This window comes from Nonomuraea pusilla (assembly GCF_900109355.1).
Taxonomy (GTDB): domain Bacteria; phylum Actinomycetota; class Actinomycetes; order Streptosporangiales; family Streptosporangiaceae; genus Nonomuraea; species Nonomuraea pusilla.
Window position 1 is genome coordinate 393446 of sequence record NZ_FOBF01000004.1, and the last position, 15727, is coordinate 409172.

At 72.7% G+C, this 15727-nt stretch carries 18 protein-coding genes; 13 read left to right on the plus strand and 5 right to left on the minus strand.

The annotated features are described in order from the left end of the window. Window positions 1-12 precede the first annotated feature (12 nt). From BMX74_RS10800 to BMX74_RS10805, 3 genes are all read right to left on the minus strand, one after another. Entirely contained in the window at window positions 13-1374 is a 1362-nt protein-coding gene (locus tag BMX74_RS10800) for a glutamine synthetase family protein (protein ID WP_055503046.1), read from the minus strand. Window positions 1375-1446: 72 nt separating this feature from the next. Beyond that, window positions 1447-1608 carry a hypothetical protein gene (locus BMX74_RS43970; protein WP_176573336.1) on the minus strand — a complete coding sequence of 54 codons (162 nt, stop codon included), beginning with the start codon at window positions 1606-1608 and terminating at the stop codon, window positions 1447-1449. Window positions 1609-1770: 162 nt separating this feature from the next. Continuing rightward, window positions 1771-2400 (minus strand): TIGR03085 family metal-binding protein, encoded by a 630-nt coding sequence (locus BMX74_RS10805; RefSeq protein WP_055503045.1) that lies wholly within the window; start codon window positions 2398-2400, stop codon window positions 1771-1773. A 116-nt stretch (window positions 2401-2516) separates the two neighbouring features. Here BMX74_RS10805 and BMX74_RS10810 point away from each other — a divergent pair, with 116 nt between their 5' ends. Next, the gene (locus BMX74_RS10810; protein WP_091100176.1) at window positions 2517-4343 is read left to right on the plus strand and encodes an ABC transporter ATP-binding protein; all 1827 of its coding nucleotides are present in this window, start codon (window positions 2517-2519) and stop codon (window positions 4341-4343) included. Next, window positions 4340-6232 (plus strand): ABC transporter ATP-binding protein, encoded by a 1893-nt coding sequence (locus BMX74_RS10815; RefSeq protein WP_256256869.1) that lies wholly within the window; start codon window positions 4340-4342, stop codon window positions 6230-6232. Before BMX74_RS10810 ends, BMX74_RS10815 begins: the two co-directional genes overlap by 4 nt. An 11-nt stretch (window positions 6233-6243) precedes the next feature. Here the strand turns inward: BMX74_RS10815 and BMX74_RS10820 are convergent, their stop codons facing one another. Together BMX74_RS10820 and BMX74_RS10825 are read right to left on the minus strand one after the other, a co-directional pair. Next, entirely contained in the window at window positions 6244-6621 is a 378-nt protein-coding gene (locus BMX74_RS10820) for an ATP-binding protein (RefSeq protein ID WP_201784514.1), read from the minus strand. A 4-nt stretch (window positions 6622-6625) separates the two neighbouring features. Continuing rightward, window positions 6626-7462, minus strand: coding sequence for an MEDS domain-containing protein (locus BMX74_RS10825; RefSeq protein WP_177227305.1), 837 nt, complete (start codon window positions 7460-7462; stop codon window positions 6626-6628). Window positions 7463-7624: 162 nt separating this feature from the next. Between BMX74_RS10825 and BMX74_RS10830 the strand changes: the two genes are divergently transcribed. The 11 genes from BMX74_RS10830 (at window position 7625) to BMX74_RS10880 (ending at window position 15699) form a co-directional block, all read left to right on the plus strand. Then, window positions 7625-7975, plus strand: coding sequence for an STAS domain-containing protein (locus BMX74_RS10830; RefSeq protein WP_055504027.1), 351 nt, complete (start codon window positions 7625-7627; stop codon window positions 7973-7975). 137 nt (window positions 7976-8112) lie between these two features. Beyond that, window positions 8113-8460, plus strand: a complete 348-nt coding sequence (gene hisI / locus BMX74_RS10835; RefSeq protein WP_055503041.1) for a phosphoribosyl-AMP cyclohydrolase — start codon at window positions 8113-8115, stop codon at window positions 8458-8460. A gap of 3 nt (window positions 8461-8463) precedes the next feature. Beyond that, a complete protein-coding gene (locus BMX74_RS10840) occupies window positions 8464-9177 on the plus strand; it encodes a TIGR02234 family membrane protein (RefSeq protein WP_091099952.1) in 714 nt (237 codons plus the stop codon). Window positions 9178-9289: 112 nt separating this feature from the next. Then, entirely contained in the window at window positions 9290-9922 is a 633-nt protein-coding gene (locus tag BMX74_RS10845; RefSeq protein WP_091099954.1) for a DUF4190 domain-containing protein, read from the plus strand. A 143-nt stretch (window positions 9923-10065) separates the two neighbouring features. Then, complete coding sequence (locus BMX74_RS10850) at window positions 10066-10599, plus strand: CD225/dispanin family protein (protein ID WP_063792001.1); 534 nt, start codon at window positions 10066-10068, stop codon at window positions 10597-10599. A gap of 4 nt (window positions 10600-10603) precedes the next feature. Then, window positions 10604-11035: a DUF2752 domain-containing protein gene (locus BMX74_RS10855; RefSeq protein WP_055503038.1), complete on the plus strand. Its 432-nt coding sequence runs from the start codon at window positions 10604-10606 to the stop codon at window positions 11033-11035. A 122-nt stretch (window positions 11036-11157) separates the two neighbouring features. Next, window positions 11158-12000: an indole-3-glycerol phosphate synthase TrpC gene (gene trpC, locus BMX74_RS10860; RefSeq protein WP_055503037.1), complete on the plus strand. Its 843-nt coding sequence runs from the start codon at window positions 11158-11160 to the stop codon at window positions 11998-12000. An 18-nt stretch (window positions 12001-12018) separates the two neighbouring features. Then, entirely contained in the window at window positions 12019-13242 is a 1224-nt protein-coding gene (gene trpB, locus BMX74_RS10865; protein WP_420538125.1) for a tryptophan synthase subunit beta, read from the plus strand. Between the two features lie 15 nt (window positions 13243-13257). Further along, on the plus strand, window positions 13258-14052 hold the full coding sequence (gene trpA / locus BMX74_RS10870; protein ID WP_055503036.1) for a tryptophan synthase subunit alpha: 795 nt from the start codon (window positions 13258-13260) through the stop codon (window positions 14050-14052). A gap of 415 nt (window positions 14053-14467) precedes the next feature. Further along, window positions 14468-14947: a MauE/DoxX family redox-associated membrane protein gene (locus BMX74_RS10875; protein ID WP_201784513.1), complete on the plus strand. Its 480-nt coding sequence runs from the start codon at window positions 14468-14470 to the stop codon at window positions 14945-14947. Further along, window positions 14947-15699 (plus strand): DsbA family protein, encoded by a 753-nt coding sequence (locus tag BMX74_RS10880; RefSeq protein WP_055503034.1) that lies wholly within the window; start codon window positions 14947-14949, stop codon window positions 15697-15699. The genes BMX74_RS10875 and BMX74_RS10880 overlap by 1 nt, the downstream gene beginning before the upstream one ends. Window positions 15700-15727 lie beyond the last annotated feature (28 nt).

Sequence of the window (15727 nt, forward strand, 5' to 3'; positions counted from 1 at the left end):
CCCACCCGGGGGTCAGAAGACGCGGAAGTGGTGGAACAGCTCGTAGGCGGTGTCCTGCAGGGCGAAGGCGCGCGCCTCCGAGCGCTTGACCGCGAGGTAGGCGGAGCCGCGCAGCGGCCCGAGGGCCTCCATGAGCACGTCGTCGGCCTCCAGCGCGTCGAGCGCCTCCTCCAGCGAGGACGGCAGCCGCGGGTAGCGTCCCGGCCGGGTGTCGGGGTCGACGTCCACGGCCTCGCCCGGGTCGAGCCCGCGGCGGATGCCGTCGAGCCCGGCGTGGATCACGGCCCCGAGCGACAGGTACGGGTTGGCGGAGGAGTCGGACGGCTTCAGCTCCAGGTTGGGCTCGCCGCTCTCACCGAGCGGCGAGCAGACCCGTACGGCGGCCTCGCGGTTGTCTGGCCCGTACACGGCGTAGGCGCTCGACCACATGCGCGGCGCGAGGCGGCGGAAGCTGTTGACGCTGCCGCAGGTCAGCGCGGTGAGCGCGGGCAGGTGGGCGAGCAGCCCGGCGATGAAGGCGTCGCGTGCCCCGCCGGGGGCGGCGAAGACGTTCTCGCCGCCGCGCCACAGCGACAGGTGCAGGTGGGTGCCGTTGCCGGCCTGGTCGGCGATCGGCTTGGGCGCCAGCGACGCCCACAGCGACATCCGGATGGCCACGCCGCGCACGGTCTCGCGGTACAGGACGTGGTTGTCGGCGGCGCGCAGGGCAGGGGCGTGCCTGATCGTCAGCTCCTGCTGGCCGTGGCCCAGCTCGGGATGGTAGTGCTCCACGCGCAGGCCCTGCGTCTCCATGGCCTGCACGAGCGCCATGACGTAGTCGTGGGCCGTGTCGAAGCCCGTGCCGGCGTAGCACAGGGTGTCGTCCAGCGGCGCCAGCCGGTCCGGCCCGCCGGACGGGTCGGGGAGGCGGCGGCCGAGCGTGAACTCGGGCTCGAACGCGGCCTGCAGCGCGTAGCCTTCGGCCGCGAGCGCGTCCACCGCCTCCTTGAGGAACGTCCGCGGGCAGGCCGCCCAGGGCGAACCGTCGGGCAGGCGCAGGTCGGACAGCATCGCCGCGGCCCCTGGCGCGTAGGGCAGCGGCACGTACGTGGCGGGATCCGGAACGATCCGCACCTCGCCCACCGGGCCCAGCTGCTCGACCTCCTGGAGCTGGTCGAGCATGTTCATCGCCATCATGGCCACCGTGTGCCCGATGCCCGTGCCGACCCGTTCGGCCAGCCGTGACCGGGAAGCCGCCTTGCCGCGGATGACACCTCCGTGATCGGCGTACAGGAAGCGGATCAGCTCGACGCCGTCAAGCTCGGCGCGTTCGAGGACGCGCCGCACCTGGGCGTCGGGCTGACGGATCGTGGAGCCGCTGGGACGATCTGTCATTCTGCCTGAGTAACACGTTCCAGTGCCGCGGGGAAGCACCGGAGTCGGGGGGTGTCACCGGCAGCGTCAAGGTCAGGTCAGCACACTTGAGAAGAACACGGCCAACTGATTAGCTCCATGAATGATTCCGTCGAACACACCGTTGACCGCGGCGGCGGCTTGGGCCGGCCGGGTGAACAGGTAGAAGACCACGAACGCGACAGCCACGTAGGTGATCACCTTCTTGACCTGCATGGGGGGCCTCCTGCAGTCCGTTCCCAGCCGTATATACCCGGATCTGGGCGATCACTGGCATCTTCTATGAAGATGTTCTTGATCCTAACCGGGGGGCTTCGTTCGTAGCCATGCTACGGGGTGGAACCCCGTGCCGAGCGGGGTTCCCGGCGGGCGCGGCGATCACACACCCAGCTTGGCGACCCTGAGCCGGGCGATCGCGTCCGGCTCGCCGGACAGCTCCACGCGGGCGTGGTCCTGCCGGCCGAAGCAGAACAGCAGCAGCTCGCTCGCCGGGCCCGAAACCTCCACCCGGCGGCCCTGCTTGGCGCCGCCGATCGCCACGCCGCCGCCGTCGCGGCGCAGCACCACGCCCACGGGCGACCTGCGCAGCATGAGCCGGCTCATCGCCGACAGCCGCTTCCAGATCATGCGCTCGAAGTCCGCCGGCATCGTCCTGGGCTCCCACGACGGCTGGGCACGGCGCACGTCCTCGTGGTGCACGAAGAACTCCAGCGCGTTCACGGCCTCGTCGAGCGCGGGCAGGAGGCCGTACACGCCGCCCGGCCTGCGCAGGATGCCCACGAGCTCCGGGTACGGGTGCCTGGCCTTGAGCCGGTTCTGCACCGAGGCGGTGTAGCCGGACAGCGGCCTGATGGCGATGCCGCCGGCGGCGTCGGGCCTGCGCTCCCTGAGCACCAGGTGGGCGGCCAGGTCGTAGGTGGTCCACCCGTCGCAGAGCGTCGGGGCGTCGGGGCCGAGCCGGTCGAGCAGGTCGCAGAGCGCGGAACGTTCGCCACGAGCGTGAGTCACGTCGTCACCCTACCGGCGGGAATAACCCGGCGATCCGGCGTGATAGGGACATAGGTACAAACCTTTAGCGTTGAAGGGACACGTACCGAGTGGCGAGCAAGGTCACCTCGGCCGTCATGCGTCAAGGACTACGCGTCCTTGGGGTGGCCATTCGCACGGAGAAGGCGGTGTTCGCGTCGGCCGTCGTGGCCAGCGCGCTGTACGGCGGCATGACCGTCGCCTCGGCGTGGGCGCTCGGCTGGGCCACGCAGAACGTCGTGCTCCCCGCCTTCGCCACGGGCCGCGTGGTCGCGGGCACGGTGTGGACCGGCGTGCTGTTCATCGTCGGCACCGCGCTGCTCAAGGCCCTCGGCGTGGCCGGGCGGCGCATCCTGGCCGGCGTCATGCAGTACCGGATGCAGGCCAGGTCCCGGCGGGAGGTCACCAAGCAGTACCTGCGGCTGCCGCTGTCCTGGCACCACCGCCACCCCACCGGGCAGCTGCTGTCGAACGCCAGCTCCGACGCCGAGGCCGCCTGGGCGCCGCTCGCGCCGCTGCCGATGGCCGTGGGCGTGGTCGTCATGCTGGTGACGGCGGCGGTGGCGATCCTGTTCACCGACGTCATGCTCGCCCTGGTCGGCTTCCTGATCTTCCCGGCCATCGCCGTGCTCAACCTGGTCTACCAGCGCCGGCTCAGCCCGCTCGCCACCCGCGCCCAGCAGCTGCGCGCCGAGGTCAGCGAGATCGCGCACGAGAGCTTCGACGGCGCGCTCGTCGTCAAGACGCTCGGCAGGGAGGCGCTGGAGACCGAGCGGTTCCGGCGGCGGGCGCACGAGCTGCGCGACGCCAACATCGCCGTCGGCCGGGTACGCGGCCTGTTCGACCCGATGCTGGAGGCGCTGCCCACGCTCGGCGTGCTCGCGGTGCTCGCCATGGGCGCGGTGCGGCTGTCGGGCGGCTCCATCGACTCCGGCGACCTGGTGCAGGTGGCGTACCTGTTCACGCTGCTCGCCTTCCCCATCAGGGCGCTCGGCTGGGTGCTGGCCGAGCTGCCGCGCAGCGTCGTCGGCTGGGAGCGGGTGCGCGCCGTGCTGGAGGCCACGGGCTCCATGGACTACGGCGAGGCCAGGGCGGAGTCGGCGGCGCCCGCCGCGCTGGAGGTGCGCGGCGTGTCGTACGCGTACGGCGAGGGTGACACGGCGGCGCCCGTGCTGCACGACGTGACGTTCGACGTGCCCGCCGGCCGCACCGTCGCGCTCGTCGGCCCCACCGGCTCGGGCAAGTCCACGCTCGTGCAACTGCTCGTCAGGCTCGTGGACCCCGGCTCGGGCCGGGTGCTGCTCGACGGCACCGACCTGCGCGAGCTGGCGTACGGCGAGACCGCCGCGGCGGCGGCGCTGGTGCCGCAGCAGACGTTCCTGTTCGACGACACCGTGCGGGGCAACGTGGCGCTCGGCCTGGAGGTGTCCGACGAGGACGTGTGGGCGGCGCTGCGGCTGGCCCAGGCCGACGGCTTCGTCGCAAGCCTCGGGTCCGGGCTGGACACGCGGATCGGCGAGCGCGGCGCGTCGCTGTCGGGCGGCCAGCGCCAGCGCCTCGCGCTGGCCCGCGCCGTGGTGCGCCGCCCGCGCCTGCTCATCCTGGACGACGCCACCTCCAGCGTCGACCCGCAGGTCGAGGCCAAGATCCTGTACGGGCTGCGTGACGCCGCCGAGCAGGCGACCGTCGTGGTGGTGGCGTACCGGATGGCCACGATCGCCCTCGCCGACGAGGTGGTCTACCTGGACAGGGGCCGGGTCGTGGACCGCGGGACGCACGAGGAGCTGCTGGGGCGCTGCGAGGGCTATCGCAACCTGGTGACGGCGTACGAGCGGGAGGAGGCCGAGCGGGCGGCGATCGACGTCCCGGCCTCCGGCGGCGAGGTGGCGGCAGGCGAGGCGGAAGAGGAAGAGGTCAGCGCATGAGCGCGCAGGCGGGGTCCACGGCGGGGTCCACAGCGGGGTCCACGGCGGGGTCCACGGAGGAGTCCACCGGGAGGCTTGAGGCGCGGCCCACGGCCCAGGCCGGGGCGGCGGCCGGGCAGGGGCTGCGGGTCGACGGAGACAGGTCGGCGCTGGCGACGATCCGGCACGGCCTGTCGCTGACGCCCGAGTTCAGGAAGGGGCTGCTGGGCACCCTGGCGCTGGCGGTCGTCGCGACCGTCGGCAAGATCATCGTGCCGATCGCGGTGCAGCAGACCATCGACACCGGCCTCAAGACCGGCACGCCGGACATCCCCTACATCGTGCGGGCGGTGCTGATCTGCGCCGCGGCGGTGGTGCTGACGGCGCTCGCCGCGTACGTGATGAACGTCCGCCTCTACAAGGCCACCGAGTCGTCGCTCGCCACCCTGCGGGTGCGCGGGTTCCGCCACGTCCACGACCTGTCGGTGCTCACCCAGAACAGCGAGCGGCGCGGCGCCCTCGTCTCCCGCGTGACGAACGACGTCGACCAGATCAGCACGTTCATGCAGTGGGGCGGGCTGATGATCATCGTGTCGCTGGGCCAGCTCTTCGTGGCCAGCGTGCTGATGTTCGTCTACTCCTGGCAGCTCACGCTGCTGGTCTGGGTCTGCTTCATCCCGTTGATGATCGCGCTGCCGCGGTTCCAGCGGCTGCTGTCGCGGGCGTACACCGCCGTGCGGGAGCGCACCGGCGACATGCTGGCCGCCGTCAGCGAGTCGGTCGTCGGCGCCACCGTGATCCGCGCGTACGCCTCCGAGCGCCGCACCGCCGAGCGCGTCGACACGGCCGTCGACGCCAACAAGGCCGCCCAGGTGCGGGCGCAGACCATCGTCGGCTTCGTCTTCCCGCTGACCGAGATCGTGGCCGCCGTCGCGATCGCCGGGATCGTCCTGCTGGGTGTGCGCCTCGGCCTGTCCCACGACATCACCGCCGGCCGCCTGGTGGCGTTCCTGTTCCTCGTGACCCTGTTCGTCTCGCCGCTGCAGACCGCCACCGAGGTGCTGAACGAGGCGCAGAACGCCGTCGCCGGCTGGAGGCGCATCCTCGGCGTGCTCGACACGCCCCCCGACGTCGCCGACCCCGGCGAGCGCGGCGCCGAGCTGCCGAGAGGGCCCATCTCCGTGGCGTTCGAGGACGTCGAGTTCGCCTACCCGGGCGGGGCGCCCGTCCTGCGCGGCGTGAACGTCGAGATCCCGCCGCGCTCCCGCGTGGCCGTCGTGGGGGAGACCGGCTCGGGCAAGACGACGTTCGCCAAGCTGCTGACCCGCCTCATGGACCCGGTCGCGGGCCGCGTCACCGTGGACGGGTACGACCTGCGCGACGTCCGCTTCTCGTCGCTGCGGGAGCGGATCGTCATGGTGCCGCAGGACGGCTTCCTGTTCGACGGCACGCTGGAGGAGAACATCCGCTACGGCAAGCCGTCGGCCACCCGTGACGAGATCCGGCTCGCGCTGACCGAGCTGGGCCTGGCCGACTGGCTGGAGGGCCTGCCCGCCGGGCTGGAGACGCCGGTGGGGCAGCGCGGCGAGTCGCTGTCGGCGGGGGAGCGGCAGCTCGTCGCCCTGGCCCGCGCCTACCTCGCCGACCCCGACCTGCTGCTCCTGGACGAGGCCACCTCGGCCGTCGACCCCGCCACCGAGGTGCGGCTCGCCCGCGCCCTGGAGGGCGTCACCAGGGGGCGGACGGCCGTCTCGATCGCGCACCGGCTGTCCACGGCGGAGAACGCCGACGAGGTGCTGGTCTTCGACGCCGGGCGGCTGGTGCAGCGCGGCCCGCACGCCGAGCTGGTGAAGGAGCCGGGCGTGTACGCCGACCTGCACGCCTCCTGGGTGTCGGCCGCCCGCTCCTGAGTCGCGGGGGCTCAGTCGCGGACGGCGGCGAACGTCACGCTCGTGCCCTTGGGGCCCGAGACGATCGTGACGTGGTCGCACAACATCCTGGCCAGCCACAGCCCGCGCCCGCCGGTGGCCAGGCCGGCGGGCGGCCGCGCGTCGCCCATCCAGCCGGGCGGCAGCCCGGGGCCCTCGTCGGTGACCTCGCACCACAGCCGCCCGCCCTGCGACCACAGCCGCAGCCGGCCGCGCCCGCCGCCGTGCACGACGGCGTTCGTGGTGATCTCGTTGACCGCCAGCACGAAGTCCTCGAGCTGGCGGCCCGACAGCCCCTCGTACGCGGCCTGCTCGCTGACCGCCCTGCGCAGGCAGGTGATGCGCCCGCGGGCGAAACTCGCGCTGAGCACCTGTCTACACATCGCCTGCCCGGCACAGCGTGAGGTGGTCGTCGGCCCCGACCAGCCTGAGCACGCGCGCGACGGTCTCGCGGCAGACGACCACGGTGGAACCGGGCGGCCTGGCCAGACCGGCGGCCGTGAACAGGCGGGCCGAGCCCGCGTCGATGAAGTCGAGGTCGCGGGCGTCGATGACGACGCGGCCCGGCTCGCGCTCCAGCCGCGCGAGCACGGAGGCGAGGGCCTGCCGGTTGGTGAGGTCGGCGTCGCCCCACAGCCGCAGCCCCGGCGGGGCGCAGGTGGTGGCGAAGCGCAGCAGCGCCTGCTCGGGGGTGATCGGGTGCACCGCGGACGCCCGATCGAGGGCCTCGCGCGAGAACAGCTGCCGGTCGTACAGGCAGACCGCGGCGAGCCAGCGCTCGCCGAACAGGTCGTTCGTGCCCGCCTCCAGCGCCGCCTGCCCGGCCGGGTCGGCCAGGCCCCAGGAGGCGTCGACGAGCGCGTACACGCCGTGGTGGCCGTGCCTGCGGGCCCGCTCGCCCGCGGCGGACAGCGCGGCCGTCAGCCGGGCGGGGTCGGGGCGGCCCCCCGTGAAGTGGGTGTCGGCGCAGGACAGGATCTCCACCTGCCCGGACGACTCGATGTCGGCGAAACCGGGGACGAGCGGCGCGAGCCGCTCGCGCGTGAGCGCCGGGGTGTCGGCGTGCACGAGGACGACGACCTTGGCGCGGCGGCGCAGGCCGTTCAGCGTGAACTCCCCGGCGGCCGCCACGCGCCCGCGCTCGCCCGTGACGGGCAGGCAGACGTGGTCTCCGAGGTCGGGGTCGAGGACCCGGCCGGCGACGTGCACCACGATGGCCTCCTCCCCGGCGCTCCCCGGTACGCGTCGCCCCAGAACCTACTCCGCCAGATCCCATCACGTACCGCGTTCTCGGCAAAACACACGGTGACGTGATGCTGGAAGGTGTACCTTTTCGGACGGGCCGCCCTGTGGACGGGTTTGAGGAGCATGGGCGTGGATGTGCTGGAGATGACGCGTCGCCGACACGGCGAGACGGTGGTGGTCAGCCTCGCGGGAGAGCTCGACGTCGACAACGTGTCGAAGGTGCAGCGGTGCCTGGACGAGGCCGTGGAGACCGGCGAGCCGGAGGCCCGCGTCCCTCGCCTGGTGGTGGACCTGTCGGCGCTGACGTTCATCGACACCACGGGCCTCGGCGTCCTGGTGCGCCAGCTCGCCGCGCTGCGGGCGAGGAACGGCACGATGGCCCTGGTCGCCCCCGACGGCCAGGTGCTGCGCCGGTTGCGCAGGACGAACCTGGCCCCGCTGTTCCCCATCTACGACACCCTCGCCCAGGCGCTCGCCTGAGCCGTGGCGCCGGCCGCCCGGCCGCCCGTCCGCCCGGCCGCCCGTCCGCCCGGCCGCCCGTCCGCCCGGCCGCTCGGCGGGCAGGCGGGCCGGGGCGCGGTGGCGGGGGCGTGCCGGGCTGCTGGTTGAATGAACGCATGTCCCTTGACCCCGGCATCTCCGCGCGGCTGAAGCGCGACCCCGACGGGCTGTTCCCGGCCGTCGTCCAGCAGTACGACACGGGCGAGGTCCTCATGCTCGCCTGGATGGACGACGAGGCGCTGCACCGCACGCTCACCTCCGGGAGGGCCACCTACTGGTCGCGCAGCCGCGGCGAGTACTGGCGGAAGGGCGACACCTCGGGGCACGTCCAGCACGTCAAGAGCGTCGCGCTCGACTGCGACGGCGACACCGTCCTGCTGAAGGTGGACCAGGTGGGCGCCGCCTGCCACACCGGCGACCGCACCTGCTTCGACGCCGGCCTGATCGAGAGCGCGGCGGGCTAGGCGATGTCGGGCGAGCAGGGCGCGGCTCCCGGCGACGCCGCGGGCCGGGCGGGGCGGGTCCCGGGCGGGGCCGCGGGCGGTCCGGCGGAGGCGGGCGCGGCCGCGGGTGAGCCCGTGGAGGCGGGCGCGGCCGGGGCCGGGCGCGCGGCCGGGCGGCGCGAGATGGTGGCCTGCCTGGGCCTGACCGCGCTGGGCTGCCTGCTCGTGCTGCTCGCCGCCGGGCGCGACTGGGTGCGGGTGGCGTCGGGAGGCGTGACCGTCCCCACGGGCGGCGAGCTCAGCCCGGTGCTGACCCCTCTGGCCCTGGCGGCGCTGGCGGGCGTGGTGGCGGTCCTCGCGACGAAGGGCGCGGGGCGGCGGATCGTGGGCGCGCTGGTGGCGCTGTGCGGCGCGGGGGCGGGCCTCGGCGTGTGGTCGGCGCTCGGCGCGGACGGGGTGGCGGCCTGGCTGCGGGAGCGCAACGTGCTGCGCGGCGCGTCGGAGATCCCGTGGGAGGCCGTGCCGCTGTGGCCGGTCGTGGCGGGCGCGGGCGCGGCGCTGGTGCTCGCGGGCGGGGTGCTGACCGCGCTGCGCGGGACCAGGTGGGCCGGCATGTCGGCGCGGTACGAGCGGGCCGCCTCGACCTCGGCCGCCGAGGGGCGCAAGGCCGCCGGGCGCGACGACCGCGACCTGTGGGACGCGCTCGACCGGGGCGACGACCCCACCGACTCGCGGTGAGTTTTCGCTAATTACGAATTCTCCACGGTTCTGTTCCTCGGCCCGTCCGGCAAAACTTTTCTCAATAAGCTGCCCGTTGCAACTCGCGACGAGTCAATGAGGAGCCAAGCGCATGAGCTACGGGGAGCAGGGCGGCAACGGCGGGTACGGCGCGCAGCCGCCGGGCGGCGGCTACGGGCAGCCCGGCTACGGGCAGCAGCCGCCGAGCGGGGGCGGCTACGGCCAGCAGCCCCCTGCGGGCGGCGGGTACGGCCAGCAGCCGCCGTCGAGTGGGGGATACGGTCAGCAGCCGCCGTCGGGCGGGGGATACGGTCAGCAGCCGCCGTCGGGCGGCGGCTACGGTCAGCAGCCGCCGAGCTACGAGCAGCCGCTGGGTTACGGTCAGCAGCCGCCGAGCGGCGCGTACGGCGCCCAGGGCTACGGCTACAACAGCCAGCCCAACTACGGCCCCCAGTACGGCGCCCCGCAGGCCCGCTCGACCAACGGCATGGCGGTGGCGTCGCTGGTGCTCGGCATCATCGGCCTGATCTTCTGCGGCATCACCAGCATCCCCGGCGTGATCCTCGGTCACATGGCGCTGAGCAAGATCAAGCGCACCGGCGAGGACGGCCAGGGCATGGCGGTGGGCGGCCTGGTCACGTCGTACATCACGGTGGTGATCTGGCTGCTGACCTGGCTGATCTTCGGCGGCATGCTGCTGTCGCTCATCGGCCTGAGCTCGGCCGCGGCGACGTATGACTACTGAGCAGTCAAGATAGTCGCACCGTGACTTACCGCTTGCTGTCCGATTACAACTTGCCGTGAAAGCGGGACGTATGGCCATGTAGCGGGATGATTGTCGCTAGGCTGCCGCGCGCACACTCGACACGGAGACGACGGGAGTCGTAGATGAGTTACGGAAGCCAGGGCGGCGACGGCGGTTACGGTTCGCAGCCGCCCGGCGGCGGATACGGGCAGCAGCCGCCGAGCGGCGGCGGTTACGGCTACGGCCAGCAGCCGCCCAGCGGGGGCGGCTACCCCTACGGCCAGCAGCCCCCCAGTGGCGGTGGCTATGGTGAGCAGCCGCCGGGCGGCGGCTACGGCGGTTACGGGCAGCAGCCCCCGGGCGGCGGCTACGGCCAGCCCGGCGGCTACCCGGGCGGCGGGCAGACCCCGCCGGACAACCAGTTGGTGCCGGCCATCCTGACGACCCTGTTCTGCTGCCTGCCTTTCGGCATCGTGGCGATCGTGAAGTCGACCCAGGTCAACTCGAAGTGGCAGGTGGGCGACGTGCAGGGCGCCATCCAGGCCGCGGAGGAGGCCAAGACCTGGTGGAAGCGCACCCTGTGGATCGGCGTGGCCTGGTGGGTCGTTGTGATCATCTTCTACGTGGTGGTGTTCATCCTGCTCGCGGCGGCCTCCACCTCGTACGGCTCATACTAGGACGATGAGCTTCGCAACGACCGAGCGGCGCGTGGGCGACCGCCTGAGGGAGCTGCGCGGGCCGCTCGGCGTCGCGGCCGCGGCGGGAGCCGCGGTCGCGGTCGTGGCGGTCGTCGACCCGAACCAGCCCGGCCACTACCCGACCTGTCCCTTCCTGTGGATCACCGGTCTGTACTGCCCGGGCTGCGGCTCGCTGCGCGCCGTGCACGCGCTGGCCCACCTCGACGTGGTCAAGGCGGTGGACATGAACCCGCTCATGGTCGCCATGCTGCCGCTGCTGCTGTTCTGGTGGGGCCGGTGGGCGGTGCGCGCCTGGCAGGGCAGGCCCCGGCGGACGACGCTGGCGCACCCGGCCTGGCTGTGGGCGTTCCTCGCGATCGTGATGGTGTACTGGGTCGTGCGTAATCTCCCCTTCGGGGCTTTCCTCGCGCCGTAGAGCGGGGGCCTGTGGTGAGGGGAGCCCGGCGGGGCCGATACCATCGCAGGACAAGGCAGGGAGCGGACGCCAGGCGAACTCTCGGCCGCCCCCCAACTGTCGACCGGAGGGATCCGAAGCGCGTGAGTGAGCGGACCGAAGGACCGAGTGTCCTCGACGACATCCTCGACGGTGTGCGTGCCGATCTCGCAGCACGCCAGCAGGCGGTGTCGATCGACGAGCTCAAGCGGCGGGCCGAGCGGGCCCCGGGGCCCCGCGACGCCCTCGCCGCGCTCGGCGGCGACCGCGTCTCGGTGATCGCCGAGGTGAAGCGCTCCAGCCCGTCCAAGGGCGCGCTCGCCGCCATCGCCGACCCGGCCGCGCTCGCCGCCGACTACGAGGAGGGCGGCGCGCACGTCATCAGCGTGCTCACCGAGCGGCGCAAGTTCGGCGGCAGCCTCGACGACCTGGCCGCCGTGCGCACCCGCGTCGACATCCCGATCCTGCGCAAGGACTTCATCCTCACCTCCTACCAGCTCTGGGAGGCCAGGGCCCACGGCGCCGACCTGGCGCTGCTGATGGTGGTCTGCCTGGAGCAGGAGGCGCTGGTGTCCCTGATCGAGCGGGCGGAGTCCATCGGGCTCACACCGCTGGTCGAGGTGCACACCGAGGACGAGCTCGAACGGGCGGTCGCCGCCGGCGCGAAGGTCATCGGGGTCAACGCCCGCAATCTCAGGACGCTCGAGGTCGACCGCGACGTGTTCACGAAGCTGGCGCCGAAGATCCCTGACAATGTGATCAAGGTTGCCGAGTCGGGCGTGCGTGGCCCGCACGACCTGCTCGCCTACGCGAGGTCGGGCGCCGACGCCGTCCTGGTGGGGGAGAGCCTGGTCACCGGCAAGGACCCGCGCAAGGCCGTGGAGGCGCTGGTGACCGCCGGCGCCCACCCCGCGACGCGCCCCGACCACGGAGCAGAGGGACAGTAAGTGGCAAACGAAGGCCCCATCATCACCGCCGCCGACCTGGCCGGCCACGGCCCGCACGGCGACGATCCCGACGCGCGCGGCAAGTTCGGCGTCTTCGGCGGCCGGTTCGTGCCCGAGGCGCTCATCCCGGCGCTCGACGAGGTGGCCTCGGTCTACGAGAAGGCCAAGACCGACGAGGCGTTCCTGCGCGAGTTCGACCACCTGCTGCGCACGTACGCCGGGCGGCCCACCACCCTGACCGACGTGCCGCGCTTCAGCGAGCACGCCGGCGGCGCGCGGATCATCCTCAAGCGCGAGGACCTCACGCACACCGGGGCCCACAAGATCAACAACGTGCTGGGCCAGGCGCTGCTGACCAGGCGCCTGGGCAAGAAGCGCGTCATCGCCGAGACGGGCGCGGGCCAGCACGGCGTCGCCACCGCCACCGCCGCCGCCCTGCTCGGCCTGGAGTGCGTCATCTACATGGGCGCCGTCGACTGCGAGCGCCAGGCGCTCAACGTCGCCAGGATGAAGCTGCTCGGCGCCAGGGTCGTGCCGGTCACCAACGGCTCGCAGACGCTGAAGGACGCCATCAACGAGGCGTTCCGCGACTGGGTCACCAACGTCGACACCACCCACTACCTGTTCGGCACCGTGGCGGGCCCGCACCCGTTCCCCGAGATCGTCCGCGACTTCGCCCGCATCATCGGCGTCGAGGCGCGCCGCCAGATGCTGGAGCTGACCGGCAGGCTGCCCGACGCGATCTGCGCGGCGGTCGGCGGCGGCAGCAACGCCATCGGCGCCTTCCACGCCTTCATCGAGGACGAAGGCGTCCAGCTCCACGGCTACGAGGCGGCCGGGCGCGGCCTGGAGAGCGGCGAGCACGCCCTCACCCTCACCTCCGGCTCGATCGGCGTGCTGCACGGCTCGCGCACCTACGTCCTGCAGGACGACGAGGGCCAGACCATCGAGTCCCACTCCATCTCCGCCGGCCTCGACTACCCGGGCGTCGGCCCCGAGCACGCCTGGCTGAAGGACTCCGGCCGCGCCACCTACCACGGCATCACCGACGACCAGGCGATGTCCGCGTTCTCGCTGCTCGCGAGGACCGAGGGCATCATCCCGGCCATCGAGTCGTCCCACGCCCTGGCGGGCGCGCTCGAGCTCGGCCGCGAGCTGGGCCCCGAGGCGACCATCCTGGTCAACCTCTCGGGCCGCGGCGACAAGGACATGGGCACGGCCATGAAGTACTTCAACCTCTGACGACCTGGACCATCAATGACGACTCTTCAGACGGTGTTCGCCAAGGCCAAGGCGGACAACCGGGCCGCGCTCGTCGGCTACCTGCCCGCGGGGTTCCCGTCCAAGGACGGCGCCGTCGCCGCGGCCGCGGCGCTGGTCGAGGCCGGCTGCGACGTCATCGAGATCGGCCTGCCCTACTCCGACCCGCTCATGGACGGCCCGACCATCCAGGACGCCGTGCACCGGTCGCTGACCAACGGCACCCGCATCGCCGACGTCCTGCGCACGGTCGAGGGCGTCGCCGCCACCGGCGCCGCCACGCTCGTGATGACGTACTGGAACCCGATCGACCGCTACGGCGCCGAGCGGTTCGCGCGTGACCTGGCGAGCGCCGGCGGCGTCGGCACGATCACGCCCGACCTCACGCCCGAGGAGTCCGAGCCGTGGCGCGCCGCGTCGGCGGCGGCGGGCATCGACACGGTGTTCCTGGTCGCGCCGAGCTCCACCGACGCGCGCATCAAGGCCGTCGTCGACTGCTGCACCGGCTTCGTGTACGCCGCGTCGCTCATGGGCGTCACGGGCGCCAGGGAGTCCGTCAACTCGGCCGCCGAGGGCCTGGTCGCGCGCACCCGCGCGCACACCGACCTGCCCGTGTGCGTGGGCCTCGGCGTCGGCACCGGCGCGCAGGCCGCCGAGGTCGCCAGGTACGCCGACGGCGTGATCGTGGGGTCGGCGTTCATCCGCCGCATCCTCGACGCGCCCGACGAGGCGGCCGGCCGCACGTCCATCTCCGAGCTGGCCCGCGACATGGCGCGCGGCGTCCGCCGCTGACCCCGCGACCGACGCGCCGCTCCGCAGCCCGCTGAGCGGGCTGCCGGGCCGGTACCGGAGCGCCTGAGTCCTGTTCGGCGGGCTGCCGGGCCGGCTCTGGAGCGCCTGAGACGTCCTGGCCGAAGGTCCGCGGCGTGGCCTTCGCCGTCCGGCTGGCCGCGCCGGTCCTCGGCGTGCCGGGCGCTGCGCGCGTGACCGGCGGCGGGGCGGCGGCCGGGTACAGTACACCGTGGCCGCGCGGGTGAAGAGGGGCGGCCCCACGCCGGTGACACGCGGAAACGCGGTTTAACCGACGCTTATCCAGAGCGTGATCAGATGTCATCCCGGTACTGTGCGCATCCCGGTGCAGAGACGGAGGAGAAGAGCTGTGACCGCGTCACAACCGTCACCGATGGCGAGAACGGCGATACCCTGGGTGACGACCGTCGCTCGACTGGTCCTGGGGGGAACGCTGATCGCGGCGGGCGCGCTGAAGATCGGCAACCCGTCCGAGTCCGTCATGGCGGTCAGCGCGTACCAGTTGCTGCCCGAGACGCTCGCCCTGATGGTGGGTTACGCCCTGCCCATCGTGGAGATCGTCGTCGGGGTGCTGCTGGTCGTCGGCCTGATGACCAGGGTGGCCGCGGTGATCGCCGCGCTGCTCATGTTCGCCTTCGTCTTCGGCATCGCCTGGGCGTGGGCGCACGGTCTGCGGATCGACTGCGGCTGCTTCGGCGGCGGCGGTGAGCTGAAGGCGGGGCAGGATCCGTCGTACCTGCTCGACATCCTGCGCGACTTCGGCCTCGTGCTGCTCGGCGCCTGGGCGGCCCGATTCCCGCCCGGTCGCTTCGCGCTCGACTCCGCGCTCGGCCTGACGGTGAGCGCGCACACTGACACGCCAGAGGAGGCAGCGTGATGAGCAAGGGCGACCGCGCGAAGTCGGCTCGCGAGAAGATCAAGGAACAGCAGGCCGCGGAGCGGGCCCGCGCCAAGCGCAAGCGCCTGGTCACCTACAGCACGGCCGGCGTGGTCGCGGTGGCGGCCGTCGGGCTCGGCGCCTGGTACGCCGCGAGCTCCTCGAAGTCGGAGCAGGCGGGGGCGGAGCTCGCCCCGGTCACCGTGCAGTCCGACGGCAGCGTGGTCATGGCCAAGGAGGGCGTCACCAAGCCCGTGGTCGACATCTACGAGGACTTCCAGTGCCCGGCCTGCAAGGAGTTCGAGCGGGTCAGCGGGCAGACGCTGAAGAACCTCGCGGCCGAGGGCAAGGCCAAGGTCGTCTTCCACCCGATCACGATCTTCTCGATGGAGCCCACCAAGGGCAACTCCGTCCGGGCGGGCAACGCCGCCCGGTGCGTCGCCGACGGCAAGCAGTGGATCGCCTTCCACGACCTGCTGTACAAGAACCAGCCGTCCGAGACGGCCGAGGGGTTCAAGCCCGACGAGCTGGTCTCCTGGGGCAAGGACGCCGGGGTCACCGCGCCCGACTTCGAGCAGTGCGTGAAGTCCGAGAAGCACGCCCAGGCGCAGCTCTCGTACAGCCAGAAGATCGGCAACGAGCAGAAGCTGGAGCACACGCCGACGGTGAAGCTCAACGGCAAGGAGATCGAGAACAACACCATCTTCCTGCCGCAGCAACTGCGCGATGCGGTCACGAAGGCGGCCAAGTAGTCCAGCGTCCGCTACCCTCACCTGACAT

Excerpts from the sequence above, each read along its gene's own strand:
- BMX74_RS43970 (WP_176573336.1), bottom strand. The coding sequence starts at position 1,608 with ATGCAGGTCAAGAAGGTGATCACCTACGTGGCTGTCGCGTTCGTGGTC.
- BMX74_RS10815 (WP_256256869.1), top strand. The coding sequence starts at position 4,340 with ATGAGCGCGCAGGCGGGGTCCACGGCGGGGTCCACAGCGGGGTCCACG.
- trpA (WP_055503036.1), top strand. The coding sequence starts at position 13,258 with ATGACGACTCTTCAGACGGTGTTCGCCAAGGCCAAGGCGGACAACCGG.
- BMX74_RS10855 (WP_055503038.1), top strand. The coding sequence starts at position 10,604 with ATGAGCTTCGCAACGACCGAGCGGCGCGTGGGCGACCGCCTGAGGGAG.
- BMX74_RS10845 (WP_091099954.1), top strand. The coding sequence starts at position 9,290 with ATGAGCTACGGGGAGCAGGGCGGCAACGGCGGGTACGGCGCGCAGCCG.
- hisI (WP_055503041.1), top strand. The coding sequence starts at position 8,113 with ATGTCCCTTGACCCCGGCATCTCCGCGCGGCTGAAGCGCGACCCCGAC.
- BMX74_RS10850 (WP_063792001.1), top strand. The coding sequence starts at position 10,066 with ATGAGTTACGGAAGCCAGGGCGGCGACGGCGGTTACGGTTCGCAGCCG.
- BMX74_RS10810 (WP_091100176.1), top strand. The coding sequence starts at position 2,517 with ATGCGTCAAGGACTACGCGTCCTTGGGGTGGCCATTCGCACGGAGAAG.
- BMX74_RS10880 (WP_055503034.1), top strand. The coding sequence starts at position 14,947 with ATGAGCAAGGGCGACCGCGCGAAGTCGGCTCGCGAGAAGATCAAGGAA.
- BMX74_RS10840 (WP_091099952.1), top strand. The coding sequence starts at position 8,464 with ATGTCGGGCGAGCAGGGCGCGGCTCCCGGCGACGCCGCGGGCCGGGCG.
- BMX74_RS10800 (WP_055503046.1), bottom strand. The coding sequence starts at position 1,374 with ATGACAGATCGTCCCAGCGGCTCCACGATCCGTCAGCCCGACGCCCAG.